This is a genomic window from Cellulomonas sp. HZM, assembly GCF_000708885.1.
Taxonomy (GTDB): domain Bacteria; phylum Actinomycetota; class Actinomycetes; order Actinomycetales; family Cellulomonadaceae; genus Cellulomonas.
Genome location: NZ_JEOE01000037.1, coordinates 1 through 25,301, shown reverse-complemented (window position 1 = coordinate 25,301; position 25,301 = coordinate 1). Strand labels below are relative to the sequence as shown.

Here is a 25,301-nt window from a genome sequence, read left to right as displayed (position 1 = left end):
GCGACGAGGGGTCGCGGGTCCGGACGGCCGACGAGTGGCGCGGTCGCCGGTGCACCGCCGCAGCTGTCCGGCTGGCGGGTGCTGGCCGTGTGGGCGGCGGCGGCCGTGCCGATGGGGCTGCTGTCCTGGGTCGTCGCCCCGGCGGTCGCGGACCGGCTCGACGGGCCGCAGCCGCTGGCCCGCGCGCTGCTCGTGTGCCTCACGGCCGGGCTGGTGTGGCAGGGGCTGCTGGTCGCGATCCTCGTGCGACGCGAGCTGCCTCGCGGCGGCCGGTCCTGGCGAGCGGTGCGGGAGTCGCTGTGGCTCGTGCCGCCGAGCCGACCGTCGGACGCAGCGGCCGGGCGACCTCGGCGCGGCGGGGCGGTGTGGTGGTGGCTGGTTCCCTTCGTGCTGGGGTTCGGTGCGTGGACGCTCGTGCCGTCGATCCCCGGGTCGTCGCCGCGGGACCTGGGTCTGTTCCTCGAATCGTCGGCCGGCGCCGACTTCTTCTCGGGCGCGTGGGGCTGGTTCGCGGTCGTCGTCGTGCTCGCGGTCTTCAACACCGTTCTGGGCGAGGAGCTGTTGTTCCGCGGCTACCTGCTGCCGCGCATGCAGGTGCGGTTCGGGCGCGCAGACTGGCTGGTGAACGGCGTGCTGTTCGCCGCGTACCACCTGCACACGCCGTGGATCATCCCGTCGGCACTCAGCGACGCCGTGTTCCTCGCCTACCCGACGCGCCGGTTCCGCAGCGCGTGGATGGGCATCGCCGTCCACTCCACGCAGAGCGTCGTGATCGTCGTCGCCGTGCTCGTCGCGGTGCTGCGCTGAGCCGTCACTGCTCGTCGGACGGTGGTGCCGCCGTGAAGCTGTTAGCGATGGTCCGGAGCCGCTCTACGTAGGTCGTCCACTCGTCGGCCGGCTGGTCCGGCAGGTTCGACCAGGCGGCGCTCAGCCCCGCGGCGCCGTCGGTGAGCTCGCGCACGATGTCGGCGTGACCGGCGTGCCGCGACAGGTCGTAGGTGAGGTGGGTGATGACCTGGCGGAGCGTCACGGTCGCGCGGTCGTCGGGCCACCACGCGACGTGGCCGCGGGTGTCGAGTGGGGCGGTCGTGAGGAAGTCGTCGGTCCAGGCCCACACCTCGCGGTAGACGCCGACCAGACCCTCGATGCTCTCGTCCTCGGTCGCCCACATGTCGACGTTCGGCGCGGCGTCGTCGTCGGCCCACGGCATCGGGGTGCCGGTCCACTCGCGGCCGAACGTCGGACCGAAGTACCCCATCTCGACGCCCGCGGCGTGCTTCACCAGCCCGAGCAGGTTGGTGCCCGTGGGCGTCATGGGCCAGCGCGCGGCGCGCTCGTCGAGCCCCTCGACCTTCCACACGAGAGCCTCTCGCGCCGCGTTGAGATAGCGCAGCAGCACCTCGCGTTCGTCGAGCACGGTCGTGTGGTCGGACGTCGTCGTCCCGTCCGGGCTGGAGCTGTCCATGGCGCCTCCTCGTGCTGCGTCGGTCGTGCGACCCGATCGCCGAGGACTCTCCCACCGCCCACCGACACGCGCCCGTCGCGAGCCCTCCACCGCTGCACTGCCCCGGCGCCGCGCGGCACTCGTTCGTGCCCCCGCCGAGCGCGCGGGTTCCCCGTGAGCGCGCGGGTTGGTGGTGCGACTCTCACGGGCGACCCGCGCGCTCGAGGCGCTGACCGGGATCTCGCGGCTCAGGCGCGGATGTCGAAACCCTCCACCCCGGAGGGCTGCGCGGCGGTGTCCTCGAGGGAGGTGACCGCGGCGCCGGCCGGCCCGGTGCGAAACCATCCGACGAGGGACCGCACGGCCTCGTCGTCGCCCTCGAGCACTGCCTCGACCGCGCCGTCGTCCCGGTTCCGTACCCAGCCCGAGACGCCGAGCCGTGCGGCCTCGCGCCGGGCGGCGTACCGGAACCCGACCCCCTGCACCTCGCCCCGTACCACCACCCGTCGACAGCCCATGCCGCCCAGTCTCGGTCCGGCGCACCGTGCCCGCGATCGGAGCGCGTCGCGATCGTCAGGCCGCCTCGCGCACCCGCCGCACGGCCTCGGCGGTGCCGCCGTCCCAGGGCGTCCCGTGCCCGGGCAGCACCCAGCGCGCGCCGAGCCCGGCGAGGCGGTCGAGCGAGCTCAGCGCCTGCGCCGTGTCGTCGGTGAACGGCGCCGGTGCCGGGCCGATGGCGCCGGTCAGCACGTGCCGTGTGGTGAGCCCGTCCCCGACGAACACGGCGTCGACCGCCGGGAAGTGCACCGCGATGCTGCCCGGCGAGTGGCCCGGCAGCCCGATCACGCGCGGCGACCCCGGCAGGTCGAGCACGTCGCCGTCGTCGACCTCCACCACCTCGGTGAGGTAGCGCGTGCGGCCGCCGCCCTTGCGCACGGCGTAGGCGAGGAACCCGATCGTCGCGCCGATACGCCAGCCTCCCCATGCGGGCGAGGTCTTCTCCTCGCCGCGGGCACGCGCGGCGTCGCCGCGGCCGACGAAGACCGGCACGCCCTTCTCGCGGCGCAGCGCCTCTGCGAAGCCGATGTGGTCGGAGTCGCCGTGCGTGAGCACGATCCCGCGCACGTCGTCGAGGGACCGCCCGAGCGCCGCGAGCTCGGCCTCGAGCTCCTTGCGGTGGCCCGGCAGGCCGGCGTCGACGACGGTGACCCCGTGCTCGGTGACGACGAGATAGCACGCGACGATGTCGTTGCCGATGCGGTGCACGCCCGGTGCGATCTCCATGGTCCCCGCCTCTCGATGTGGTCTGATGGCTAAGGTATGTAGCCAATATGGCTAACGTCAATAGCCATGAGGAGACGAGATGCCGACGCCGGAGCGCACCACCCTCCCCGCGGTCGTCGCGGCGGCCCGCGCGATCGTCGAGGAGCACGGAAGCGAGGGGCTGACCATGCAGGCCGTGGCCCAGCGGGTCGGCGTACGTGCGCCGTCGCTCTACAAGCGCGTCGCGAGCCGCGACGCCCTCGTCGGGCTCGTCGTCGAGTCGACGCTCACGGATCTCACCCTGGAGCTCGAGGCCGCCGAGCGTGGGGCCGACGAGCCGCGCGCGGCACTCGTCGCGATCGCGCAGGCGCTGCGCACCTTCGCGCTCGCACATCCCGCCTGCTATGCCGTCGCGCTGGGGCCGCTCCCCGCGGCGTCGCGCCCCGCGCACGAGCTGCTGGTCACGTCGAGCGCACCGGTGCTGCGCGCGACCTCGGCGGTGGTGGGCAGCGCCGACGCCCTCGCCGCCGCGCGCACCGTGACGGCCTGGGCCACCGGCTTCCTCGCGATGGAGCTGTCCGGCGCGTTCCGGCTCGGCGGCGAGGTCGGCCCCGCGTTCGACTACGGGATCGCACTGCTCGCCGACGCCCTCGCCGCCCGGTAGCTCGGCGAGGCAGCCCGGACCGGGCCGGGTGACGCCCTCGACTGTCCGCGGGCCATCATCCGGTCCGGTGCGGGCACGTGCTCATCGGGGCCGCGCCCGCGAACCGCGCCGCGGTCCACGCCATCGCGTCGGCCATCGCGGGGGAGCCGAGTCGGCCGCCCCCTGCGCCACGCGGAGCGACGCCGGGATCGGCCCCGAGGGGATGTTCTCGACGAGCCGGTCGTGCAACGCGCCGCTGGTGAGATCGCCGCGCCAGATCGGCTTGTCGAGCAGCGCGAGCGACAGCACCGACACGATCGTCCCCGTGGACCTCAGGCAGCGGTGCGCCATCTCACGAACCAGCGTCTGGGCACCGGGCCGCACGACGTCCCGGTACCCCCGGGGAGGGGGATCGGACGACGCGGCTCGCGCACGGCGTCCATCCCTGTTACATCGGTCGTTCAAGAAATAGCGGTGTGACAATTCGTTGACAACGGACAATCCTCCGCGTCAGCATGGTCCGCCATGCGCGCTTCGCGGAATTGTTACATTCCGTTCCATGCCATGACGGGCCTTTTCCGCCCGCGAGGACCGGCGACACGACGGACGCTCCCGGCGTGCTCGACGAACGCCGCCCCCGGCGTCCGGCGGACCTGCCCCGACGCCGGCGTGCACCGCTGAGGTCCAGACGCGTCGATCGGGGCGAAGCCCGACCGACACGTCCGCGTCCACGGCCGGACGGCGGTGCCGCCCGGCGACGACTCGAGGGCAACGACGCCCCGAGAACCGATGGAGGGAACATGCGAACAACTCGCACACGACCGGCCACGGCCCGACGGCTCGCGGCGTGGTCGACGGCGACCGCCTGCGTGGCAGCAGCGGCGGGCGCGGCCCTGGTCGCGACGCCTGCGCAGGCGGCCGGCGAGACCGTGAACGTCTGGCTGACCACCACGAGCGACGCTGGTGGACGCACGGTCACCCGAGGCCTGCAGCAGCAGGGCTCGGTGACGTTCGGCTCGGGGACCGGGAGCTCGGGCCAGACGATCACCGTCAACGACGGCACCAGGTTCCAGACGTTCACCGGCGCAGGCGCGTCCTTCACCGACACCGCTGCGTGGCTGATCGACGAGCAGCTGTCCGCGTCCGCCAAGGACGCGGCCATGCAGAAGCTGTTCAGCACGAGCAGCGGGATCGGGATGAGCCTCCTGCGCAACACGATCGGCTCCTCGGACCTGGCGCGCGGGGACTACTCCTACAGCGAGACCGCCGACCCGAGCCTGGCCAACTTCACCCTGAGCCACGACCTGGCGGACGTCGTACCACTCACCAAGCAGGCGCTGTCGATCAACCCGGGGATCACGGTCGTCGGGTCGCCCTGGAGCGCGCCGGGGTGGATGAAGGACAACGGCTCCATGCACGGCGGCCACCTGCAGGCCAAGTACTACGGGACCTACGCCACGTACTTCGTGAAGTACATCCAGCAGATGGCCGCCCAAGGGATCAAGGTCGGCTTCGTGACCCCGCAGAACGAGCCCGGCGTCAACCGCGGCGACATGCCGTCCATGGGCTGGGACGCCAACGGGCTGGACTACTTCGTCGGCTCCGAGCTGCTGCCCAAGCTGCACGCCGCCGGACTGAGCACCAAGGTGCTCGTGCACGACTGGAACCCGTCGGACTACGACGGCACGTCCGCGCAGACGGTGAACGATGCCGCGATCCGCAACGACTCGTTGTTCGGCGGCATCGGCTGGCACAACTACGGCGGCAGCCTGGACAAGATCACGCAGGTGCACGACCAGTACCCGAACGTCGACGCCTACGGCACCGAGATCTCGGGCGGCACCTGGGTGGGCAACCAGCAGCAGAACGACATGCTGGACATCGTCAACTACACCCGCAACTGGGCGAAGTCGTTCACCAAGTGGAGCATCGCCGTGGACCGGAACCACGGGCCGCACAACGGCGGCTGCGACACGTGCACCGGCCTTCTCACCGTGCACGACGGCCAGGCCGACCCGACGATCGAGTACTACACGATGGGCCACCTGACGAAGTTCGTGAGGCCCGGCGCCGTGCGCGTCGACTCGACCGCCAACGGTGCCGTCCCGAACGTCGCGTTCGTCAACCCGGACGGCAGCCACGCGCTCGTCGGCTACAACGACTCCGGCACCAGCCAGCAGGTCACCGTCAACTGGAACGGCGGCACGTTCACCTACACGCTGCCGGCGCAGACGTCGGTGACGTTCACGTGGGGTGCCGGCGGGACGACGACACCCCCGCCGACGACCACCCCACCGGCCACCCCGGCCGGCTCGCTGGTCGGCATCGGCGGCAAGTGCGTGACGACGGTCGGCGGGTCGTCGGCCAACGGGACCCGGGTCGAGCTCCGGCCCTGCAACGGCTCCGCCGCCCAGCGCTGGACGGCGTCCGCCGACGGCACGCTGCGGGTCCAGGGCAAGTGCCTCGACGTGGTCGATGTCGGCACGGCGAACGGCACCCGCGTCCAGGTCTGGGACTGCCATGCCGGTCCCAACCAGAGATGGACGTCCACCGGCGGCAAGCTCGTCGTCGCGAGCTCGGGCCGCTGCCTGGACGCCGTCGACAACTCGTCGGCCGACGGGACGCCGCTGCAGATCTGGGACTGCTTCGGCGGCGCGAACCAGCTCTGGGCCCTGAAGAGCTGACCGCCGGGACTTCGAGGATCGGGCGGGCGGCCGACGTCCCGCCCGATCCTCGGGTGCGCGGGCAGCGGCCGGCCGCCGCGCCCCGTCGAAATGCGGTCTCAGCGAACCTGGTATCGCGTGGTGTAGGTCGTCGCCCGCATCGTCGCGCTGCCGAGGTACTGCACCGTGACCTTCCCGGTGCGCGTGAGCCGCGACGTGACGACCGACGAGCGTGAGACCCCGTCGCTCGCGTGCAGGTGGCCCGTCCCGACGCGGTGGCCGCCGACGTACACCGCGACGTCGCCGCGCACCGCCGTCGGCGCGTCGAGCGTGACGACGACGTGCGCGCGCGCACCGCGGCGCACCGCGGAGGCGGTCACCTTCGCGGTGGGCTCCGCCTTCGCGATGCGGACGACGACGTGCGTGCTGGACGGCTCCCCGTTGGCGTCGCCGCCGTACTCGAGGCGCAGACGATGGCTGCCGGGCGTGAGCGCGCCCGAGACCCGGACGGTTGCGCGTCCGCCGGACCCGACGGCGCCGCTGCCCACACGACGCTTGCCGTCGTAGGCCGACACGTACCCGTGCACGGTGGGACCGCCGTGCACGTCAGCGGTGACCTTGGCGGCGACCCGCGTCACGGTGCCGTAGGTGCCGCGCGCCGCGGTCGCGCGGACGGTCGTGGGGACCATGCGCGTCTCGCGGTACGTGAGGCGCGCGCCTGCGGGCACGTCCGGGTCGATCGTCGTGGTCGAGGTGCCCACCTGGTAGCGCAGGCCGGGCCGTGCGGCGAGCGAGAAGTGGCCGTGCGCGTCGGTCGTCGCGTACTGCCACTCGGACCCTCCGCCGGGCCGCTCGGCCGAGCTCGACATCGTGCGGCCGACAGCCGGACGGCCGTACCAGTCGAGCAGCGTGCCGGTGATCGGGTCGCCCACGCCGAGGCGAAGGGTCGGCACCGTCGTGCTCGTCGGGCCGGCGGTCACGAGAGTCCGCGCGTCCAGCGCGCTGCCGTCGTCGGTCCACGCCATCACGCGGTACCGGCCCGCGGGCAGCGCGGGCAGCTCGTAGTCGTCGCCGATGTCGAACCCCACGCAGCCCTCGCCGTTCGGCTCGTCGGGCAGGCCCCAGCACACGGTCGCGGGCGACGTGACGCCCGCGTCGCGCGCGATGTGGCCGACGAGGACGTACGTGGGCTCTGCGCTGGCGGGCTCGGCCAGCCCGATGCCGACGAGCGCCGCGGCGGTCACCACGACGACGGCGCGCAGCGCCTGGACGGAGGTTCGCATGGGGGGACCGTAGCGATCGGGCGAACGCCGCGGGGGCGCGCACGGAGGCCGTCACCCGAACGGGTGCGCACGAGATGGATCCGGGAGCGGGTGACGGGAATCGAACCCGCGCCATCAGCTTGGGAAGCTGAAGTTCTACCATTGAACTACACCCGCGCGAGCACCCCGAGGAGCGCTGCGCCGACGATCCTACCTGCTCCCGCCGCCCGGGCCGGAACATCGCCCGCACCCCGGACGCGGCCCCCGTGGGAGCGATCTCGTGATGGGATCGACCCATGGCGCCGATCATCCGCCCGTTCCACCCGTCCGACCTGCCCGGCATCTACCGCCTGTGCCTGCGCACGGGCGAGGCCGGCGGCGACGCGACGGCGCTGTACCGCGACCCCGACCTGCTGGCGCACCTGTATGCGGGCCCGTACCCGGTCGCCGACCCGACGCTCACGTTCGTGGTCGCGGACGACGACGGGGTCGTCGGCTACATCGTCGCGACGGCCGACACGATCGCGTTCGAGGCGTGGCTCGAGGAGAGCTGGTTCCCTGTGCTGCGCGCGCAGCACCCGCGGCGGCCGGACCCGCACGACGGCACCCAGGACCACGTGCTGGTCGAGCGGATCCACGACTGGCCGGGCGGCCCGACGCGCGAGGTGCACGAGCGGTTCCCCGCGCACATGCACATCGACCTCGACCCACGCCTGCAGGGGCAGGGATGGGGGACGCGGCTGGTGCACACGCTGGCCGATGCCCTACGGGCGCGCGGGGTCACCGGCCTGCACCTGGGTGTCGACGACCGCAACGCGGGGGCGATCACGTTCTACGGCAAGCTCGGCTTCGAGCTGCACGAGCGGCACGACTGGGGCCGCACGCTCACGCTCGCGCTCTGAGGCGGGGGACGACGACGGCCCGCCCCCGGTGGGGACGGGCCGTCGCGGAGCAGCGCGTCAGGACGTGGGCATCTCGATGATCTCGGCCTTCGAGGGCGCCTTCACGACGACCTTCTTGCCCCAGTCGGTCATCGTCATCTCGGTCTTCGCGCCCGCCTGGTCCATGACCATCTTGCGCGGCTTGCCGTCGGAGCCGACCCAGTACGTGTAGGTGAACGAGTCCGGCAGCGACGCACCGGCCTTCTTGATCTGCTCACCGAACGCGCCGCCGATCTTGCTCGGGTCGACGACGACCTCGTACGGCTGGGCCTGCACGCCGTCGAGCTCGACGGGCTCGCCGCTCTTCTTCACGCTCGTCACGGCGTCCTTCATGGCCGAGACGGTGGCGGCGGGGTCGAGCTGGTCGGTGAGGCCGGCGAAGCTCGAGCCCATCTCGTCGGCCGCATCGTTCGGGTCGACCTTGATGAACTTGTCCTGGCTGAGCTCGCCCAGGTTCATGTACCAGATGCCGTCGACGACGCGCACCTCCATGTCGACGCCCTGCGTCGTCATCTTCATCGCCATCGAGGTGTTGCCGCCGGAGACCGAGGCGTCGCCGTCGGCGCTCATCGCCTCGGTGCCGTTCGCGGTCGTCTTCATCGTCGTGTGATAGCTCGCGTCCTTCGACATCGACGCCGCGACGGTCTCGATGAAGTTGTCCGCCGTGAGCTCGGTGGCCGAGGTGTCGGCGGGCTTCGTCGCGGCGTCCGACGGGGCGGCCGCGGTCGACGTGGCGCCCCCGGAGGGCTTCGACGACGCATCGTCGGACGAGCTCGAACAACCGGCGAGGGCAAGGGCCGCCACGAGCGCCGAGGCGGCGAGGACGACAGGACGACGTGCGTGCATGGTGGAGATCCCCCTCGAGGGCGCCGCGCGGGAGCTGGTTCCGGGGGCGCGGCGCGGCCCCCGACCCGGACATGTTGCCACGGACCACCGACGACCTGGGAAACGGCTGTGGATGAACTACCCGTCGACCGTGATCGTGAACGACGCCGTGAGGCGCTCGCCGGGAGCCAGCACGACGACCCCGGTCCCGCCCAAGCCCGCGTCGTGCAGCGCGAACCCGCCGTTGACGTGCGTGACCGGCTCGACCGCGAAGTACGAGCGCCCGCGCGGCACGTAGAGCACGAGGTGGCCGTACTCGTCGTCCGCCGCGACGTCCACGCGCACCGGGCCGTGGCCGTCGGCCGCCGGGTAGGAGACGCGCGCGCGGGTGCCCGACGAGAAGCCCGTGAGCACGTCGTCGACGAACGACGGGCCCACCTGCCGCGCCGTCCGGTAGTCCGCCCGCGCTGGGACAGAACCAGCGGCGCCGTGCGCGATCCCACCGGTCAGCGCGTACCCCGCGGTGGCGGGCACGTGCAGGGACGGCTCGCCGACGGCCGTCGCGTGCGATCCCGCGGGCAGCAGCGCGCGCGAGAGGTACGGATGGTGCCCGAAGCCGGCCGGGAACGGCTCGGCGTCGATGTTGTGCAGGGTCGTCGTCACGACGAGCGACGGCCCCACCAGCGCATACGTCAATCGCGCGCGGAAGTGCCACGGGAAGTTGGTGCCCACCTGGTCCATCGTCGTGAGGTCCAGGTCCACACGGTCCGACGAGAGCGCGGCGACCGTCCACGCCCCGTGCCGCACGGCGCCGTGGATCGCGGTGCCGTCGGCGCCGTTGCGCTGCAGCTGCCACTCCTGGCCGCGGAACGGCAGCCGGCCGTGCTCGATGCGGTTGGACCACGGCACCATCGGGAAGCTCGCGCACCGCTCGGGGTTGCCGAGCGCGGCGGCCGCGGTGGGGCGCAGCAGGTCGCGCCACGTCCCGTCGTCGGTCCGCACACGCCCCGCCCCGAGCGAGGCCCCGGTGCCCGGCAGCACGTCCACCGACCACCGCTCGTTCTCGAGCGTGAGCGGTCCGGCGGACGTGCCCGCGGGCGCGACCGTCGTGCTCAGAGCGTCACCTCGACGCGCACGGTCGAGCCCGCAGGCGCGTAGGGGACCAGGTTGCCCTCGATGGCCTCGCCGTCGACGACGAGCGCCCCGCGGGCCCCGCGTGTGCCCGAGTTGGTCACCGAGATCTCGTACGTCGCGCCGCGCGCCACGCGCGTCACGGTGAACGACGGCACATCCGGCCCGATGCACGGGTCGACGACGAGCCCGTCGTAGTCGGGCCGCACGCCCAGCAGGTGCTGCGACACCGCGACGAAGTTCCACGCCGCCGTGCCCGTGAGCCACGAGTTCTTGGCCTCGCCGTGCCGCACGGCCTCCTTGCCCGCGATCATCTGCGCGTACACGTACGGCTCCTGCCTGTGCACGTCGGAGATGTCCTCGCGGTACGCGGGCGTGATGCGGCGGTAGTAGTCGAACGCCAGGTCACCGCGGCCGAGCACGGTCTCGCCGATGATCACCCACGGGTTGTTGTGGCAGAAGATCCCGCCGTTCTCCTTGTACCCCGGCGGGTACGTGGAGACCTCGCCGAGCTGCACCTGGTACGTGGTGTACGCGGGGTACTGCAGGACCATGCCGTGGTCGGTCGCAAGCAGCTCGCCCACCGAGTCGAGCGCGGTCGTCGCCTCGCCGGACTCGACGCCGACGCCCGCCATCACCGCGAAGCCCTGCGGCTCGATCCAGATCTTGCCCTCGGGGTCCGCGTCGGTGCCGACGGGCGTGCCGTAGTAGTCGTACGCGCGCAGGAACCACGCGCCGTCCCACGCGTGCTCGAGGATCGCCTCGCGCACCTCGTCGACGTACTTGCGCGCCCCGCTCGCGACGTCGGGCAGCCCACGCCGGTCGGCCAGCTCGGCGTACTGCTCGCCGTAGAGCACGAACTGCGCGGCGATGAACACCGACTCCGCGACGCCACCGGCCTGGTTCTCGGTCGTCTGGAACGACTCGCCCGGCGTGGTGGAGAAGCAGTTGAGGTTGAGGCAGTCGTTCCAGTCGGCGCGGCCGATGAGCGGCAGCCCGTGCGGTCCGCGGTGCTCGACCGTGAAGTCGAACGAGCGGGTCAGGTGCTCGAACAGCGGCACCTCGGAGCCCGGCTCGTTGTCGAACGGGACGGGCTCGTCGAGGATGCCGACGTCACCGGTCTCCTTGACGTACGCCGCGACGCCCGCGATCAGCCACAGCGGGTCGTCGTTGAAGCCCGATCCGATGTCGTTGTTCCCGCGCTTCGTCAGCGGCTGGTACTGGTGGTACGCCGAGCCGTCGGGGAACTGGGTCGACGCGATGTCGATGATCCGCTCGCGCGCGCGCTCGGGGATGAGGTGCACGAAGCCCAGCAGGTCCTGGTTGGAGTCGCGGAAGCCCATCCCGCGGCCGATCCCGGTCTCGAAGTAGGAGGCCGAGCGCGACATGTTGAACGTGACCATGCACTGGTACTGGTTCCACACGTTGACCATGCGGTCGAGCTTCTCGTCGCCCGAGCGCACCGAGTACGTGGACAGCAGCCGGGTCCAGTGCTCCTGCAGCGCGACGAACGCCGCGTCGGCCTGCTCCGCGGTGGCGAACCGGCCGAGAAGGTCGTGCGCGCGGCGGCGGTTGACCAGCTGGTGCGCGTCGTCGGCCCACTTCTCGTCGTCCGGGTTCTCCACGTAGCCCAGCGTGTAGACGAGGTCGCGGGACTCGCCAGGCGCGAGCGTGAGCCGCACCGAGTGCGAGCCGATCGGGTACCAGCCCGATGCGACCGAGTCCGCCGAGACACCCGCGCGCGGCACGGCAGCCTCGCCCAGGCCGTTGTACGCGCCGACGAACGTGTCGCGGTCGGTGTCGAAGCCGTCCGCGCGCGTGTTCACGCCGAACACCGCGTAGTGGTCGCGGCGCTCGCGGTACTCGGTGCGGTGGTAGATCGCGGAGCCGTGCGGGCCGTCCTGCTCGACCTCGACCTCGCCGATCGACAGGTTGCGCTGGTAGTTCGTCTGGTCGTCCTGCGCGTTCCACAGGCAGAACTCGACGAACGAGAAGAGCGTGACGGTCTTGGGGGTGTCGGACTCGTTGGTCACGACGACGCGCTGGATCTCGGCGTCCTCGCCGACGGGCACGAAGAACAGGGTGTCGACGCGGAGGCCGCCGCGGGCGCCGACGATGCGCGAGTAGCCCAGGCCGTGGCGGGCCTCGAAGTGGTCCAGGTCCGCCTTGACCGGCATCCACGACGGCGTCCACACGTCGCCCTCGTCGTGCACGTACAGGTAGCGGCCGCCCGCGTCGGCCGGGACGTTGTTGTACCGGTAGCGCGTGAGGCGGCGCATCTTGGCGTCGCGGTAGAACGAGTAGCCGCCGGCCTGGTGGCTGACCAGCGAGAAGAACCGCTCCGAGCCGAGGTAGTTGATCCACGGCGAGGGGGTGTGGGGCGTGGTGACGACGTACTCGCGTGCGTCGTCGTCGAAGTACCCGTAGCGCATCGGTGCGTCCTTCGTGCTCTCGTCAGGTGCGGCACCGGACCGTGCGTGCCAGTCCGGCTGCGGTGCCGGGCAGCACGCCGGACGGCGTCGCTTCGGGTGGGTGTGGGATCGCTCCCACGGGGTCCACGAGGGAGAGCATAGCCGCCGCGCCGCGCGGTAGTCACCCCACGCGGGTCGGGGCGCTCGCGGCGCCGGAGCGACGTGCGGACCGACGTACCGCCCGGCCGCTCGCGCGCGCCTCGCCCGCTCGGCGAGGCTCCAGGCCGACGACCACCACGGCACCCACGACGACGTGCATCGCGACCAGCACCGCACGCGCGCCCGCGCCGTCGGCGCCCAGCGGCGCGACGAGCGACAGGAGCAGGACGACCCCACAGGTCACGCGCCACGCGGGCACCGCACGCGTGCGGCCGGCGAGCAGCGTGCGCACGGGCCACGCGAGGAGCACCGCGAGCGCGGCGGACACCGCGACCGCGACCGGTCCGACGGCCGATCCCTGCACGTCGAGCTCGACGTGCGCGAGCGGCACGGCGAGCAGCCACACGAGGAGCGCGGCGGCGACGGCGAGCAGGACGACGGACCACACGGGGCGCTGCGTGAGACGGGACATGACGACCTCCGGACGACGACGGTGAGCCGGCGGGATGCCGACGACCGCCAGCCCACCGCGGGGGCGGGGTGCGCGGCCACGGCCGTCGGTCGGTGCACGTCTCGCCGTTCGTCGTGGGCCACCCCCTCCTTTCGTCGGTCGCCGCGACGGACCCGCGTTCCTACGCTCGACGCCATGACCACCTACGAGAGCCTCGACTGCCCGCCCCGGGCCGTGCCGCGCGTCGTCGCGGTGCCCGTCGCGCTCGGCCTGCTGCTGCTGACGGGGCTCGCCGCCTGGGCCCCCGGTGCGCACGGGGAGGCCTCGGTGCCGCTCGTCGTCGACGCGCTGGCCGGCGCGCTCGCCCTCGTCGCGCTCGCCCTCGTCACACGGGCCCCGGTCGCAGCAGGCCTCGCGCTCGGTGCGCTCGCCGCCCTCAGCCCCGCGGCGACGCCCGCCGCGACCGCCGGGACGCTCGTCGCCGCGCGCTGGTTCCGGGCGCGCACGTCGCTCGTCGTCGGGGGCGCGAGCGTGCTGGGGCATGGCGTGCAGGGCCTGTGGCGCGACCCCGGCGTCCCCTACGGGTGGTGGCTGCTGTGCGACGTCGCGGTGCACGCCGCGCTCGTCGGCTGGGGCGCGTACAGCCGGTCGCGCGCGACCGCCGTCGCCCTGTGGCGCGACCGCGCGCAGCAGGCCCAGGCGGAGCAGCGGGCGCGCGTCGAGGAGGCCCGGCTCGCCGAGCGGACCCGCATCGCGCGCGAGATGCACGACTCGCTCGCGCACCGGTTGTCCCTGCTGGCGACGACCGCGGGCGCTCTCGAGTACCGGCCCGACGCGGCGCCCGAGCAGGTGGCGCGCGCGGTCGGGGTGGTGCGCGCGCAGGCGAGCGGTGCGCTCGAGGACCTGCGCACGGTCGTCGGGCTGCTGCGCTCGGGCGACGAGGACGACGACGCGGGGCTGGATCCCGCGGGGCTCGTCGGGGCCGTCGTCGACGCGTGGCGCGAGGCCGGCGTCGACGTCGAGCTCGATGCGCCAGGGCTCGCCGACCTCCCCGACGGGCCCGTCGGTCTCGCCGTGTACCGCGTGGTGCAGGAGGGGCTGACGAACGCGCACCGGCACTCCGCTGGGGCCGACGTGCGGGTGCTGGTGCGGGCGGACGGGCGGGACGTCACGGTCGAGGTCGGGTGCGCGCCGGGCGCCGGCGGTGCCGGTCGTGCCGGTCGTGCCGGTCGTGCCGACGGGGTCGGCGGGGTCGACGGCGTCGCGGGTGGGCCGGGTGCGACCGGTGCCGCGTCGCCCGGTGCCGGCGTCGGGCTCGTCGGGTTGCGCGAGCGGGTCGAGATGCTGGGCGGGTCGCTCGACGCCGGGCCCGGCGCGGACGGGTTCGTCCTGACCGCTCGGGTGCCGCGATGACGGGGTCGACGGACGGCCGTCCCGTGGCTGCCGTGCGCGTGCTCGTCGTCGACGACGACCCGCTGGTGCGGGCGGGCCTGCGGCTCATGCTCGACGGTGCGCGCGGCGGCGCGCTCGCGGTGGTCGGCGAGGCGGCCGACGGTGCGCAGGTCGCCGCCGCGCTCGACGAGCACCGCGCCGACGTCGTCCTCATGGACCTACGGATGCCGGGCGTCGGAGGAATCGCGGCGACACGTGCGGTGCGGCGGCGGCCGGACCCGCCGGCCGTCGTCGTGCTGACGACGTTCGACACGGCCGACGAGGTCGCCGGCGCACTGCACGCCGGCGCGAGCGGCTACCTCCTCAAGGACGCTCCGCCTGACCAGGTGGCCGCCGCGGTGCTGGCCGCGGCGGTGGGCGAGCCGGTGCTGGCACCGAGCGTCGCTCGTCGGCTCATGGACGACACCGCGCGCGCCGCTGCCGACCGGTCCCGCGCCCGCGAGGCGCTCGGGGCCCTGACGCCCCGCGAGCGCGACGTCGTGCTCGCGGTCGCGCGCGGGCTCTCGAACGACGAGGTGGGCCGCGAGCTGTTCCTCGCGCCCGCGACCGTGAAGGCGCACGTCTCCAGCGCGCTGCTCAAGCTGGGCCTCGACAACCGCACCCGCCTGGCCCTGCTCGTGCACGCGGCCGGCGGCGCCGAGGGCGCGTGAGGGGCAGTACCGTGGCCCCGTGCTGCTCTCCGACCGCGACATCCGGGCCGAGATCGAGTCGGGCCGCGTGGCCCTCGACCCGTACGAGCCCGCGATGCTCCAGCCCTCCAGCATCGACGTGCGCCTCGACCGGTACTTCCGGCTGTTCGACAACCACAAGTACCCGGTGATCGACCCGTCCGCCGAGCAGCCGGACCTCACGCGCCTGGTCGAGGTCGCGTCCGACGAGCCCTTCGTGCTGCACCCCGGCGAGTTCGTGCTCGGCTCCACGTACGAGCAGGTCACTCTGCCCGACGACATCGCGGCGCGGCTCGAGGGCAAGTCGTCGCTCGGGCGGCTCGGGCTGCTCACGCACTCCACCGCGGGCTTCATCGACCCCGGCTTCCAGGGCCACGTGACGCTCGAGCTGTCGAACGTCGCGACGCTGCCGATCCTGCTGTGGCCGGGCATGAAGATCGGTCAGATGTGCTTCTTCCGGCTCTCGTCGGCCACCGAGAACCCCTACGGCTCGTCGGCCTACGGCTCGAGGTACCAGGGCCAGCGCGGCCCGACCGCCTCGCGGTCCTGGCAGGGCTTCCACCGCACCGAGGTATGACGCACCCCCCGCTGCCCACGTCGGACCCGGCGCTGCGGGGCCGTCACCTGCTGGCGCTCCCGCCCGGCATCGAGCCCGACGAGGTCGAGACGCTCGCCGCGAGCCGGTTCGCCGCCGCACGCTGGGAGGCGACGGGCGGTGACGCCCCCGCACGGACCCGGCGGCCGATGACCGCGGCGTTCGGCATCCGCGTCGCGCAGGTGCCGGCCGCCCCCGTGCTGCGGCTGTCGCGGCACTCGACCGTCTCGGGGCCTTACGCGGTGACGCGTGACGACGTCGTCGCGCTCGGGCTCCCGGTCGCGACGACGCAGGTGTACGACGTCCGCACGCTCACCGAGCGAGGCGACAAGCCGTTCCCCGGCGGTGACCGCGACGGGATCAAGCGCGCGTTCCCGGACGGCATGCCCGTGCGGGAGGAGGAGCGGGTCGTGCAGTGGCTCGTCGACGTCGCCCGGCGGCTCGGCGGGTCCGTGCGGATCGGCGGGCGCGGCACCGTGCTGACGCCGGACGTCGAGAGCGCGATCGACCTCACGGTCTTCACCGACGGCTGGGTCGAGCCCGCCGACGCGCTCGCCGTGGTGCAGCGCGTCGCACCGCACGCGCGCCTGTCCGTGCCCCGCGCGGTGTGGGACGGGCCGCTCTCCGGTGCGGGGCGCGAGGCGGCGACGAACGCGCCGTCGGGCGTGGCCGAGCCGGGGGGCAGCGGCCTGCGCGCGGCGCTCGAGCGGCACGGCGTCGAGGACCCCGAGCAGCGTCGCAGGCTGCTCGCGGAGGCCGCGGCGTTCGACGAGATGATGCTCGCCGCACCCGTCGAGGTGCACTCGTTCGGGGTGCTCGTCGGGCTCGGCGTCGACGGCGTGATCGCGCTCGAGGTCGAGGAGCCGCACGACGTGCCGCCGCTGCTGCAGTCCGTCGCGTGGGCGCAGCGCGGGGTCGTCGCGTACCGGCTGCACTGGGAGCCGGTCGTCGTCGACGAGCTCGAGGCCGAGCGGCCCACGCTCGAGCACCGGGTGGCCCGGCGCCGGGCCGCCGGGACGATGCACTCGATCGCCCGCGCGGTGCACGCGGCGGTGGGCGGGGAGATCGCGGACGAGTCCGACTTCCTGGTGGCGCCCGAGGATCTCTGACCGGTTCGCACCCTTCGTGTGGGTGGATCCGTGTACGGTCCGGACCAGGACGTCGCCCGTCTCGGGCGACCGGGGGCGGGGGGTCGTGCGCATGAGGTCTCGACGACGCGTCGTGGCGGTCGCCGCCGCGGCGGGGCTGATGGTCGCGCTGGTGCAGCAGCCGGCGTCGGCGACGTACTACGACGGCGGGATGCCGAGCACGTCGTTCACCGTGCGGCCGGTCAACATCAACGACACGTGGGTGGACTACCTCGACGACGCGCGCGGCGCGTGGAACTCGTCGGGCGCGGGCGCGAAGATCACTCGCACCACGACGTCGGCCAGCACGTTCACGGCGGGGCGCTGGAGCTACTCGTGGGCGGGCCGCTACACGCCGTACGGGAGCGGCTCGTCGCGGCACTTCACCATCGAGATCAACGCGCAGTACATCGGCGACCGCGCGGGGTCCAACCTGTCGCGGTGGATCCTGTCGACCTCGACGCACGAGCTCGGGCACGGGCTCAAGCTCGCGGACAACCCGAGCACGTCGAAGGCGTCTCTCATGAAGTACGACCGCGACCCGGTCAAGATCTACAAGCCGCAGCCGTACGACGTGAGCGAAGTGGAGAAGTACTCGTGAGCGCTCGTCGGCGGGTGCGACTGGTCGCGGGCGTCGTCGGGGGCGCGGTGGCGGGCCTCGTGCTCGCGGGGTGCTCCGGCGGTGATGGGGGCCCCGAGGGGACGCCCGTCGTGACGTCGTACGCCGACTACCCGTCGTACTCGACACCGCAGGAGATCGTCGACGCGGCCGACCTCATCGTCCGCGGGACCGTCGTCGGCTCACACGTCCTCGAGGACCGGCCGGAGGCCGCCACCACGGGGGACCCACGGCTCAACCCCCAGGCGGGGCTCGACGACTCCGACGTCGACGAGGTGCCCGGCGTGGTCGTGACCGTCTCGCGGGTCCGCATCGAGCAGGTGATCAAGGGCGACGCGCAGGTGGGCGACGTGGTGGAGGTGGCGCAGCTCGGCGGCCTGTACGACGGCGTGCGCTACGTCGAGGCGGAGACGACGACGCTCGAGCGCGGCGCCGACGACTACGTGCTGCTGCTCGCGGCGCACGGCCCCGGCGTCCCGTACGACCTGCTGCACCCGGTGCAGGCCATGTACACGGCGGACGGAGACGACCTGGAGACCGTCGGCGACGACAACCCGGTCGCGGTCGACACCGTGCAGGACCTCGACGCACTGGCGGACGAATGACCGGCGCGCCGCCGGGGTCGGCGCTCGCTCGCAGGCGTCGTCCGGGACGTCAGCGCCAGGCGTGCGCGTCCCCCGCGAAGAGGTGCACGTAGCCGCACGACGCGCAGACCGCGCCGTCCGCGGACCGGTTGAGCCAGTCGAGGTCGAAGAACGTCATGCCCGTGGTCTGCAGCTTCACCTCGCGCTGGAAGAACGCCGCGCCGCCGCAGACGTGGCACGTGAACGGCTTGTCGAGGACGTGGATGCCGCGAGCGGACTGGTTCGCCATGTAGGTGACCGTAGGGGCGGGACGGCACCTGCGGCGGCACTCCTGCGCCGCGGCGAGTCGGTCGGGTCGTGCCCGTCGTCAGGCGGCGGCGGGCGACTCGTCGCGGAACTGGCTGCGGTAGAGCCGCGCGTAGGCGCCGCCCGTCGCGAGGAGCTCGTCGTGCGTCCCGTGCTCGACGACGCGGCCCTGGTCGACGACGACGATCGCGTCCGCCTTGCGGACCGTCGAGAGCCGGTGCGCGATGACCAGCGACGTCCGTCCGACGAGGGCGGTGTCGAGCGCAGCCTGGACCGCTGCCTCCGACGCGGAGTCGAGGTGGGCCGTCGCCTCGTCGAGCACCATGACGTCGGGCGCCTTGAGCAGCAGCCGCGCGATCGCGAGCCGTTGGCGCTCACCACCGGACAGGCGGTAGCCGCGGTCGCCCACGACCGTGTCGAGGCCGTCCGGCAGCGTGCGTACGAGCGCGGCGACGTGCGCCTGCTCGAGCGCGGTCCAGATCTCGTCGTCGGTCGCGTCCGGCTTGGCCAGGCGCAGGTTCGCGGCGATCGTGTCGTGGAACATGTGGGCCTCCTGGCTCACCACGCCGATCGTGTGCTGGAGCGACTCGAGCGTGACGTCGCGGAGGTCGGCACCCGCGATGCGCACGGTGCCGAGCGTCGGGTCGTACATGCGCGTGGCGAGCTGGGAGATCGTGGTCTTGCCGGCGCCGGACGCGCCGACGAGGGCCACCATGTGCCCGGCCGGGACGCTGAACGACAGGCCGCGCAGCGTGTCGTCGGGAACCTCCGGCCGCAGCGTGGCGACCTGCTCGAGCGACGCGAGCGAGACCTCCTCGGCCCCCGGGTAGCGGAACACGACGTCGTCGAGCTCGATGCTGGCGCCGTGCGCGGTGACCTCGTCGCGCAGGTCGCGCGCGTCCGGGGCGTCCGCGACGCTCGGCTCGAGGTCGAGCACCTCGAGCACCCGCTCGAAGCTGACGAGCGCGGTCATGACGTCGACCTGCACGGTCGACATCGCGGTGAGCGGTCCGTAGAGGCGGCCGAGGAACGCGGCGAGCGCGACGACGACACCGACCGTCAGCTGCCCACGGATCGCGAGCACGCCTCCGGCGCCGTAGATGATCGCGGTGGCGACCGACGCGAGCGTGGTGAGCCCGACGCGGAACCACGTCGAGTACAGCGCGCGCCGTACCCCGATGTCCCGGACCTGTCCCGCGAGCTCGGCGTAGGTGGCGGACTCGCGGCGCGGGTCGGCGAACACCTTGACCAGGTGCGCGCCCGCGACGTTGAACCGCTCGTTCATCATCTGGCCGGCGTCGGCGTTGCGCTCGTACCCCTCGCGGGTCACGTCGGCGATCCGCTGGCCGAACCAGCGTGCGGGCAGGACGAACGCGGGCAGCAGCACGAGCGACATCGCGGTGAGCTGCCAGGACATGGAGAACATCGCCGCGAGGACGAACGCGATGGTCAGCGAGTTGCTCACGACGTTCTGCAGCGTGGACGTGAAAGCCTGCTGCGCGCCCAGCACGTCGCCGTTGAGGCGCTGGACGAGCGCACCCGTGCGGGCGCGGCTGAAGAAGGCGAGCGGCATGCGCTGCACGTGGTCGAAGACCGCGGTGCGCAGGTCGAAGATGAGGCCCTCGCCGATGCGGGAGGACACCCACCGGTCGGCGACCGAGAGGCCGGCGCCCGCGAGGGCGATCACGGCGATGGCGAGCGAGAGGCGGACGACGAGGCCTGAGTCGCCGGCGCTCACGCCGTGGTCGATGAGGTCCTTGACGAGAAGCGGCGTGGCCGCGCCGAGGGCCGCCTCGACCGCGATGAGTGCGACGAAGAGTGCGAGCTGGGCGCGGTACGGGCGCGCGAACGTGAGGATGCGACGCAGGGTCGCGCGGGGGACGCGGTGCTGGGTGACAGACCCGTCGCGTGCGAAGCCGCGCAGGTTCGAGGAAGAGCGACCGTCGGGGCGCATAGGCACCTCCAGGGGTGTTCGAGATCTTGTGGCCCGGCGAGGGGCATTGCTGAGGTTACCTCACTATGTGTCATGTTCACAATGTGATATGCGCCTCGGTAGGCTCCGGGGCGTGGACCACGACGACCCGACGACGAGGCCGCCCGGCGCGCCGCGCGCGACCGCGCCTGCGACCGCCGCACGCGTCGCTGATGCACCCGTCGCCGGCGCACCCGTCGCCGACGCACCCGTCGCCGACGCACCCGTCGCCGGCGCACCCGTCGCTGATGCACCCGTCGCCGACGCACCCGTCGCCGGCGCACCCGTCGCTGATGCACCCGTCGCCGACGCACCCGTCGCCGGCGCACCCGTCGCTGATGCACCCGGTGCCGAGGTGCCCAGCGCGTCCGCACCCACCCCCGCACCCACCGCGGCCGCGACCGAAGCGCTCCACGTCACGCACGAGCCGAGCTCCGAGTTCCTCGACCTGCTCTACTCCGTGCTCCGGTCGATCCGACGCGACGCCGGCCGCGACCTCGAGAGCCTGGGGACGACACCGGGCCAGCACCACTTCCTGCGGGTCCTCGCGCGCTACGACGAGCCGCCGCGGCTCGGCACCGTCGCCGAGCGGCTGGACATGGCGCCGAGGTCGGTCACGTCGAAGGTCGACCAGGCCGAGGCCGACGGCCACGTGCGCCGGCTGCCCGACCCGACCGACCGACGCGCGACGCTCATCGAGCTCACCGACGAGGGTCGCGCGCTGCTCGACCGCGTGCACGCGCGTCGCCGCGAGGACGCCGAGGCGCGCCTGAGCGGGCTCGACGCGGGCGAGCGCGCGCAGCTCGTCGCGCTCCTGCGCCGCGTCGCACGCGCCTGAGCCCCCCGCCACCTGAGCCCCCCGCCACCCGAGCCCTCCGCGACCTGAGCGCTCCGCGACCTGTGCCACCCGTGGCCTGTGCCACCCGAGCCCTCCGCGACCTGTGCTCACCCGCGACCTGTGCTCACCCGCGACCTGTGCTCACCCGCCACCTGTGCTCACCCGCCACCTGTGCTCACCCACCGCCTGTGCCGCCCGTAGGCCGAGATCATTGCCCGAGCCGCCTGCGGCCCCGGGTCGTGGGTGAGTGCGCGGGTTCTCGTCGAGCGCGCGGGTTTGTAGTGCGACTCTCGGCGGAAACCCGCGCACTCACCGACCGCACGCGCCCCTTCTGACCGCAGTCACCGAGGTGGTTCGGCGGGTGCGGGCGGCCTGACGTGGACGGCCGTCAGCGCGTGGGGGGACCTGCCGGGGCGACGACGCACCACTCGTTGCCCTCGGGGTCCAGGAGGACGTGGAACGATCCCGCGACGTCGTCGTGACGTGCGCCGACGGGGGTTGCGCCGAGCGTGAGCGCCCGTTCGACCGCGGCATCGACGTCGTCGACAGCGACGTCGAGGTGCAGGCGGTTCTTGGTGCTCTTCGGCTCGGGCACGCGCTGGAACGCGAGCAGACCCCATCCGGGGACCTGGAGGCGGCACCAGTCCGGGTCGCGCGGCGCGGGTTCACCGCCGAGCACGGTGGACCAGAACGTCGCGAGCGCGAGCGGGTCCGCGCAGTCGACGACGATCTCGTCGACACGACCGAGCGGGGCCGTCACGACCCGTCCCGCTCCGCGCCGAGGTCGGTTGCCTCGCCCGCACCGCTCGGCGCCAGCCGGTCGAGGAGCAGCAGCGCGATGTCCGTGACCTCGGGCACCCCGACGACACCGGCACCGGCAGCGCCCGCACCGGCACCGCCCGCACCGGCACTGCCCGCACCGGCACTGCCCGCACCGGCACCGCCCACACCGACCGCGACCGCCCCCCCGTCGCCGTCGCGGGCGCCCGGGCCGCCGGCTGCCGCGCCGACCGCCGCCACCCCGTCGTTCAGCATCACCGTGCAGAACGGGCACGCTGTCGCGACGACCGAGGCACCGGTCCCGACGGCCTCGCTCGCCCGGGTGGTGCTGATGCGCGTCCCGATCGACTCCTCCATCCACATCCGCGCACCGCCCGCGCCGCAGCAGAACGACGCCTCCCGGTTGCGCGGCATCTCGGCCACCTGGATCCCGGGAATGGCGCCGAGCAGCTCGCGCGGCGGGGAGTAGACCTGGTTGTGACGGCCGAGGTAGCAGGGGTCGTGGTAGGTGACGGTGCGCTCGTCGTCGGCGGGCAGCAGCGTCAGGCGGCCGTCGGCGACGAGGCCCGCGAGCAGCTCGGTGTGGTGCACCACGTCGTACCGTCCGCCGAGCTGCGGGTACTCGCGCGAGATCGTATTGAAGCAGTGGGCGCAGGTCACGACGATCCGCTGCGCGCCCACCTCGTCGAGCGTCTCGACGTTCTGCGCCGCGAGCATCTGGAAGAGCAGCTCGTTGCCGGCGCGGCGGGCCGGGTCGCCGGTGCAGGTCTCGCCGTCGCCGAGCACCGCGAAGCTCACACCTGCGGTGTGCAGCAGCTCGGCGACCGCGCGGGTGGTGCGCTTGGCGCGGTCCTCGTAGGCGCCCGCGCACCCGACCCAGAACAGGTAGTCCACGTCGGCGGCGGAGTCGACGTCGGAGCCGACGACGGGCACCTCGAAGCCCAGCCCCTTGGCCCAGTCGAGCCGCGCGCGTGCGGGCAGCCCCCACGGGTTGCCCTGCCGCTCGATCTTGGTGAACGCTCCGCCGAGCTCCTTCGGGAACGCCGACTCCATCAGCACCTGGTAGCGCCGCACGTCGACGATCGCGTCCACGTGCTCGATGTCCACGGGGCACTGCTGCACGCATGCGCCGCACGTGGTGCACGCCCAGAGCGCGTCCGGGTCGATCACACCGGCCGCGAGCAGGTCGACGCCGGCGTGCGCGTCGACGTCGGCACCCGTGTCCCGGAGGCCGCCGGAAGAGCCGACCTCCCCGCGCAGGTAGGGCGCGGTCGCGGCGGCGTGGTCGCGCAGCGCGAGCGTCACCAGCTTGGGGGACAGCGGCTTGCCGGTCGCCCAAGCGGGGCACTGGTCCTGGCACCGGCCGCACTCGGTGCACGTGGCGAAGTCGAGCAGGCCCTTCCACGTGAAGTCCTCGACGGCGCCGACCCCGAGCCGCGCGTCGTCGGGCAGGTCCTCGAGCGCGGACAGGTCCACGGGGGTCCCGTCGGCGAGGGCAAGCGGCTGCAGCGGGCCGAGCGAGGGGCGTCCGTCGGGGTACCGCCGCGCGTAGATCGTGAGGACCGCGAGGAACCGGTGCCACGCGACGCCCATCGTCGGCTGCAGGCCCACGACGACGAACCACGACATGGACACGAGGATCTTGACGGTCGCGAGCACGACGACGGCTCGCTCGAGCGTCGCGACGGACGCGCCGGACCACGAGCCGCCGAGCCATGCCGTGAGCGGGAAGTGCAGCGTGCTGCCGCCCAGCAGCTGGTGCTCGAGCGACCGCAGCAGGATCACGGCCAGCACCACGACGGCGACGGTCGCCTCGACGTACGCGGCCTGCGCCTGGTTCGACCCGAAGAAGCGTGACGAGCGTCCGGTCCGCGAGGGCCGCATGCGCACACGGATCGCGACGAGCGCGACGATGCCGACGAGCGAGAGCCATGCGAACGCCTCGATCGCCCACTCGAGCGGCCACAGGTGCCCGACGAGAGGCAGCGCGAACCGCGGGTCGACGACCTGTCCGTACCCGGTCACGAGCGTCACGAACAGCAGCGGGAACGACACCATGACGACCCAGTGCGCCACGCGCACCACGGGTCGCTGCTGGAACCGTCCGTGCCCGAGCACCTCGCGCACCACGGCTGCCACCCGCGGCCCGATCGGCTGCCAGCGCCCGTGCTCGGGCCGCCCGACGCGCACGGTCCGCGCGATCTCGACCGCGCCACGCGAGAAAACGGCGACGCCGACGACGGTCGCGACGACGACGAGCGCGAGGCACACCCACTGCAGCAGATCCACGCGCCCACGCTAGCGGCGCGGTCCGACACCGGTGCGGGACCTGGCGCACGCGGGTCGTGCGTCGACGCGACCGTGGCGCGGGCGACCGCGTCGACGAGTCCTGCCCGACGCGGCAGATGGTCGACGACGGCGGCCGGCAGGTCACCGGGATGACGAGCACGAACAGCTCGTCGGGCGCGTCGGTGCCCGGCGCCGATCCGCGGGCGCCGACGGATGGGCTGCCCCTCAGCCCGGCGCGGGAGCCGGGCGGTCGACCCGCAGGCTCGCGGCGAACGCAAGGAGCGCGTCGTCCATGGCCGGCGCGCGGTCGAGGTCGGTCGTGGAGCCGGTGAGCACCGCGAGCCAGGTGCTCCCGGGCAGCGGCGCGGCGACCTGCGGCGTGACGCGCTCCTGACCGCCGGGCGCGTCCTCGATCCGGCGGGCGACGACCCCGGGACCGAGACCGGTGGGCACCTGCTCTTGGCTCGGGACGACGAGCCGCGCGAGATCGAGGTCGGCCAGCACCGGCGCGGTGCGCAGCCACGTCAGCGACAGCGTGCTGACGTCGGGCGCGCCAGCCCCTGCTCTCGCTCCTGCTCTCGCTCCTGCTCTCGCTCCTGCTCTCGCTCCGGTCGTGGTCGGCGCCTCGGCGAACCGGACGAGGACCGCCACCGCACCGGTCAGCTGCGTGGCGTCCGCGACCGCGCTCACGGTCGCGGCGAGGCCTCGTCGTCGGCGTTCGTCGAGCGCGGGCCAGAGGTCGGTGCGCGCGACGAGCGCCAGGAGGTCGTCACGCAGGGAGGGTGCGTCGCCCCGCAGGGCCTCGTAGCCGGGCGGCGCGGTCGCGGTGAAGGCGAACGGCGGCCGGGCGGGAGCGACGGGGGCCGGAGCGCCGGGCG

Annotated in this window: 23 protein-coding genes, 1 tRNA gene and 1 pseudogene; 11 read left to right on the top strand and 14 right to left on the bottom strand. The window is 73.4% G+C overall.

Features of this window, described 5'->3' with window-relative positions:
- The coding region (locus AW16_RS0114395) for a CPBP family intramembrane glutamic endopeptidase (RefSeq protein WP_034649379.1) at nt 1-807 on the top strand (807 nt) is incomplete at its 5' end.
- 4 nt (nt 808-811) lie between these two features.
- Here the strand turns inward: AW16_RS0114395 and AW16_RS0114390 are convergent.
- The 3 genes from AW16_RS0114390 to AW16_RS0114380 all read right to left on the bottom strand — a co-directional run bounded on the left by AW16_RS0114390 (nt 812) and on the right by AW16_RS0114380 (nt 2,728).
- Complete coding sequence (locus tag AW16_RS0114390) at nt 812-1,465, bottom strand: DinB family protein (protein WP_081861705.1); 654 nt, start codon at nt 1,463-1,465, stop codon at nt 812-814.
- Nucleotides 1,466-1,692: 227 nt separating this feature from the next.
- Nucleotides 1,693-1,962, bottom strand: a complete 270-nt coding sequence (locus AW16_RS0114385) for an acylphosphatase (protein WP_029291523.1) — start codon at nt 1,960-1,962, stop codon at nt 1,693-1,695.
- 55 nt (nt 1,963-2,017) lie between these two features.
- Nucleotides 2,018-2,728 carry an MBL fold metallo-hydrolase gene (locus tag AW16_RS0114380; RefSeq protein WP_029291521.1) on the bottom strand — a complete coding sequence of 237 codons (711 nt, stop codon included), beginning with the start codon at nt 2,726-2,728 and terminating at the stop codon, nt 2,018-2,020.
- A gap of 79 nt (nt 2,729-2,807) precedes the next feature.
- On the opposite strand from AW16_RS0114380, the gene AW16_RS0114375 reads away from it, so the two are divergent.
- Nucleotides 2,808-3,371 (top strand): TetR/AcrR family transcriptional regulator, encoded by a 564-nt coding sequence (locus tag AW16_RS0114375; RefSeq protein ID WP_029291519.1) that lies wholly within the window; start codon nt 2,808-2,810, stop codon nt 3,369-3,371.
- Between the two features lie 848 nt (nt 3,372-4,219).
- Entirely contained in the window at nt 4,220-6,034 is a 1,815-nt protein-coding gene (locus tag AW16_RS0114365) for a ricin-type beta-trefoil lectin domain protein (protein WP_197021633.1), read from the top strand.
- A gap of 98 nt (nt 6,035-6,132) precedes the next feature.
- On the opposite strand, the gene AW16_RS0114360 is transcribed toward AW16_RS0114365, so the two are convergent.
- Nucleotides 6,133-7,296 (bottom strand): Ig-like domain repeat protein, encoded by a 1,164-nt coding sequence (locus AW16_RS0114360; RefSeq protein WP_029291513.1) that lies wholly within the window; start codon nt 7,294-7,296, stop codon nt 6,133-6,135.
- 85 nt (nt 7,297-7,381) lie between these two features.
- Nucleotides 7,382-7,452: transfer RNA gene (locus AW16_RS0114355), tRNA-Gly, on the bottom strand.
- Between the two features lie 119 nt (nt 7,453-7,571).
- On the opposite strand from AW16_RS0114355, the gene AW16_RS0114350 reads away from it, so the two are divergent.
- Nucleotides 7,572-8,177 (top strand): GNAT family N-acetyltransferase, encoded by a 606-nt coding sequence (locus AW16_RS0114350; protein WP_029291512.1) that lies wholly within the window; start codon nt 7,572-7,574, stop codon nt 8,175-8,177.
- Between the two features lie 57 nt (nt 8,178-8,234).
- Here AW16_RS0114350 and AW16_RS0114345 read toward each other — a convergent pair whose 3' ends face one another.
- From AW16_RS0114345 to AW16_RS0114330, 4 genes are all read right to left on the bottom strand, one after another.
- Nucleotides 8,235-9,062, bottom strand: coding sequence for an LppX_LprAFG lipoprotein (locus AW16_RS0114345; protein WP_029291510.1), 828 nt, complete (start codon nt 9,060-9,062; stop codon nt 8,235-8,237).
- A 117-nt stretch (nt 9,063-9,179) separates the two neighbouring features.
- Nucleotides 9,180-10,157 (bottom strand): aldose epimerase, encoded by a 978-nt coding sequence (locus tag AW16_RS0114340; protein WP_029291509.1) that lies wholly within the window; start codon nt 10,155-10,157, stop codon nt 9,180-9,182.
- A complete protein-coding gene (locus AW16_RS0114335; RefSeq protein ID WP_029291507.1) occupies nt 10,154-12,604 on the bottom strand; it encodes a GH36-type glycosyl hydrolase domain-containing protein in 2,451 nt (816 codons plus the stop codon). Before AW16_RS0114335 ends, AW16_RS0114340 begins: the two co-directional genes overlap by 4 nt.
- A 160-nt stretch (nt 12,605-12,764) precedes the next feature.
- On the bottom strand, nt 12,765-13,214 hold the full coding sequence (locus tag AW16_RS0114330) for a DUF6069 family protein (RefSeq protein WP_051681975.1): 450 nt from the start codon (nt 13,212-13,214) through the stop codon (nt 12,765-12,767).
- A 174-nt stretch (nt 13,215-13,388) separates the two neighbouring features.
- On the opposite strand from AW16_RS0114330, the gene AW16_RS0114325 reads away from it, so the two are divergent.
- The 6 genes from AW16_RS0114325 to AW16_RS0114300 all read left to right on the top strand — a co-directional run bounded on the left by AW16_RS0114325 (nt 13,389) and on the right by AW16_RS0114300 (nt 18,259).
- Nucleotides 13,389-14,606: a sensor histidine kinase gene (locus tag AW16_RS0114325; protein WP_034649365.1), complete on the top strand. Its 1,218-nt coding sequence runs from the start codon at nt 13,389-13,391 to the stop codon at nt 14,604-14,606.
- Nucleotides 14,603-15,295, top strand: coding sequence for a response regulator transcription factor (locus AW16_RS0114320; RefSeq protein ID WP_029291502.1), 693 nt, complete (start codon nt 14,603-14,605; stop codon nt 15,293-15,295). The genes AW16_RS0114325 and AW16_RS0114320 overlap by 4 nt, the downstream gene beginning before the upstream one ends.
- Nucleotides 15,296-15,314: 19 nt before the next feature.
- Nucleotides 15,315-15,890 (top strand): dCTP deaminase, encoded by a 576-nt coding sequence (gene dcd, locus AW16_RS0114315; protein WP_029291500.1) that lies wholly within the window; start codon nt 15,315-15,317, stop codon nt 15,888-15,890.
- Nucleotides 15,887-17,017 carry a hypothetical protein gene (locus AW16_RS0114310; protein ID WP_029291498.1) on the top strand — a complete coding sequence of 377 codons (1,131 nt, stop codon included), beginning with the start codon at nt 15,887-15,889 and terminating at the stop codon, nt 17,015-17,017. Before dcd ends, AW16_RS0114310 begins: the two co-directional genes overlap by 4 nt.
- 91 nt (nt 17,018-17,108) lie before the next feature.
- The gene (locus tag AW16_RS0114305; protein WP_231496071.1) at nt 17,109-17,636 is read left to right on the top strand and encodes a hypothetical protein; all 528 of its coding nucleotides are present in this window, start codon (nt 17,109-17,111) and stop codon (nt 17,634-17,636) included.
- Nucleotides 17,633-18,259, top strand: a complete 627-nt coding sequence (locus tag AW16_RS0114300; RefSeq protein ID WP_156044194.1) for a hypothetical protein — start codon at nt 17,633-17,635, stop codon at nt 18,257-18,259. Before AW16_RS0114305 ends, AW16_RS0114300 begins: the two co-directional genes overlap by 4 nt.
- A gap of 49 nt (nt 18,260-18,308) precedes the next feature.
- Here AW16_RS0114300 and AW16_RS0114295 read toward each other — a convergent pair whose 3' ends face one another.
- Complete coding sequence (locus AW16_RS0114295) at nt 18,309-18,527, bottom strand: hypothetical protein (RefSeq protein WP_029291494.1); 219 nt, start codon at nt 18,525-18,527, stop codon at nt 18,309-18,311.
- 78 nt (nt 18,528-18,605) lie between these two features.
- On the bottom strand, nt 18,606-20,498 hold the full coding sequence (locus AW16_RS0114290) for an ABC transporter ATP-binding protein (RefSeq protein ID WP_029291492.1): 1,893 nt from the start codon (nt 20,496-20,498) through the stop codon (nt 18,606-18,608).
- Between the two features lie 112 nt (nt 20,499-20,610).
- Here AW16_RS0114290 and AW16_RS18840 point away from each other — a divergent pair, with 112 nt between their 5' ends.
- The gene (locus AW16_RS18840) at nt 20,611-21,354 is read left to right on the top strand and encodes a MarR family winged helix-turn-helix transcriptional regulator (RefSeq protein WP_231496070.1); all 744 of its coding nucleotides are present in this window, start codon (nt 20,611-20,613) and stop codon (nt 21,352-21,354) included.
- A 388-nt stretch (nt 21,355-21,742) separates the two neighbouring features.
- Here AW16_RS18840 and AW16_RS0114280 read toward each other — a convergent pair whose 3' ends face one another.
- The 3 genes and pseudogenes from AW16_RS0114280 to AW16_RS18680 all read right to left on the bottom strand — a co-directional run.
- Complete coding sequence (locus AW16_RS0114280) at nt 21,743-22,114, bottom strand: VOC family protein (protein WP_029291488.1); 372 nt, start codon at nt 22,112-22,114, stop codon at nt 21,743-21,745.
- A complete protein-coding gene (locus tag AW16_RS0114275; RefSeq protein ID WP_051681973.1) occupies nt 22,111-24,423 on the bottom strand; it encodes a (Fe-S)-binding protein in 2,313 nt (770 codons plus the stop codon). Before AW16_RS0114275 ends, AW16_RS0114280 begins: the two co-directional genes overlap by 4 nt.
- A gap of 225 nt (nt 24,424-24,648) precedes the next feature.
- Nucleotides 24,649-25,301: pseudogene (locus tag AW16_RS18680) on the bottom strand (hypothetical protein); the annotation flags it as partial.

Coding starts and splice junctions, on each gene's coding strand:
- AW16_RS0114390 (WP_081861705.1), bottom strand. CDS start 1,465: ATGGACAGCTCCAGCCCGGACGGGACGACGACGTCCGACCACACGACC.
- AW16_RS0114385 (WP_029291523.1), bottom strand. CDS start 1,962: ATGGGCTGTCGACGGGTGGTGGTACGGGGCGAGGTGCAGGGGGTCGGG.
- AW16_RS0114380 (WP_029291521.1), bottom strand. CDS start 2,728: ATGGAGATCGCACCGGGCGTGCACCGCATCGGCAACGACATCGTCGCG.
- AW16_RS0114375 (WP_029291519.1), top strand. CDS start 2,808: ATGCCGACGCCGGAGCGCACCACCCTCCCCGCGGTCGTCGCGGCGGCC.
- AW16_RS0114360 (WP_029291513.1), bottom strand. CDS start 7,296: ATGCGAACCTCCGTCCAGGCGCTGCGCGCCGTCGTCGTGGTGACCGCC.
- AW16_RS0114350 (WP_029291512.1), top strand. CDS start 7,572: ATGGCGCCGATCATCCGCCCGTTCCACCCGTCCGACCTGCCCGGCATC.
- AW16_RS0114345 (WP_029291510.1), bottom strand. CDS start 9,062: ATGCACGCACGTCGTCCTGTCGTCCTCGCCGCCTCGGCGCTCGTGGCG.
- AW16_RS0114335 (WP_029291507.1), bottom strand. CDS start 12,604: ATGCGCTACGGGTACTTCGACGACGACGCACGCGAGTACGTCGTCACC.
- AW16_RS0114330 (WP_051681975.1), bottom strand. CDS start 13,214: ATGTCCCGTCTCACGCAGCGCCCCGTGTGGTCCGTCGTCCTGCTCGCC.
- AW16_RS0114325 (WP_034649365.1), top strand. CDS start 13,389: ATGACCACCTACGAGAGCCTCGACTGCCCGCCCCGGGCCGTGCCGCGC.
- AW16_RS0114320 (WP_029291502.1), top strand. CDS start 14,603: ATGACGGGGTCGACGGACGGCCGTCCCGTGGCTGCCGTGCGCGTGCTC.
- AW16_RS0114310 (WP_029291498.1), top strand. CDS start 15,887: ATGACGCACCCCCCGCTGCCCACGTCGGACCCGGCGCTGCGGGGCCGT.
- AW16_RS0114305 (WP_231496071.1), top strand. CDS start 17,109: ATGAGGTCTCGACGACGCGTCGTGGCGGTCGCCGCCGCGGCGGGGCTG.
- AW16_RS0114295 (WP_029291494.1), bottom strand. CDS start 18,527: ATGGCGAACCAGTCCGCTCGCGGCATCCACGTCCTCGACAAGCCGTTC.
- AW16_RS0114290 (WP_029291492.1), bottom strand. CDS start 20,498: ATGCGCCCCGACGGTCGCTCTTCCTCGAACCTGCGCGGCTTCGCACGC.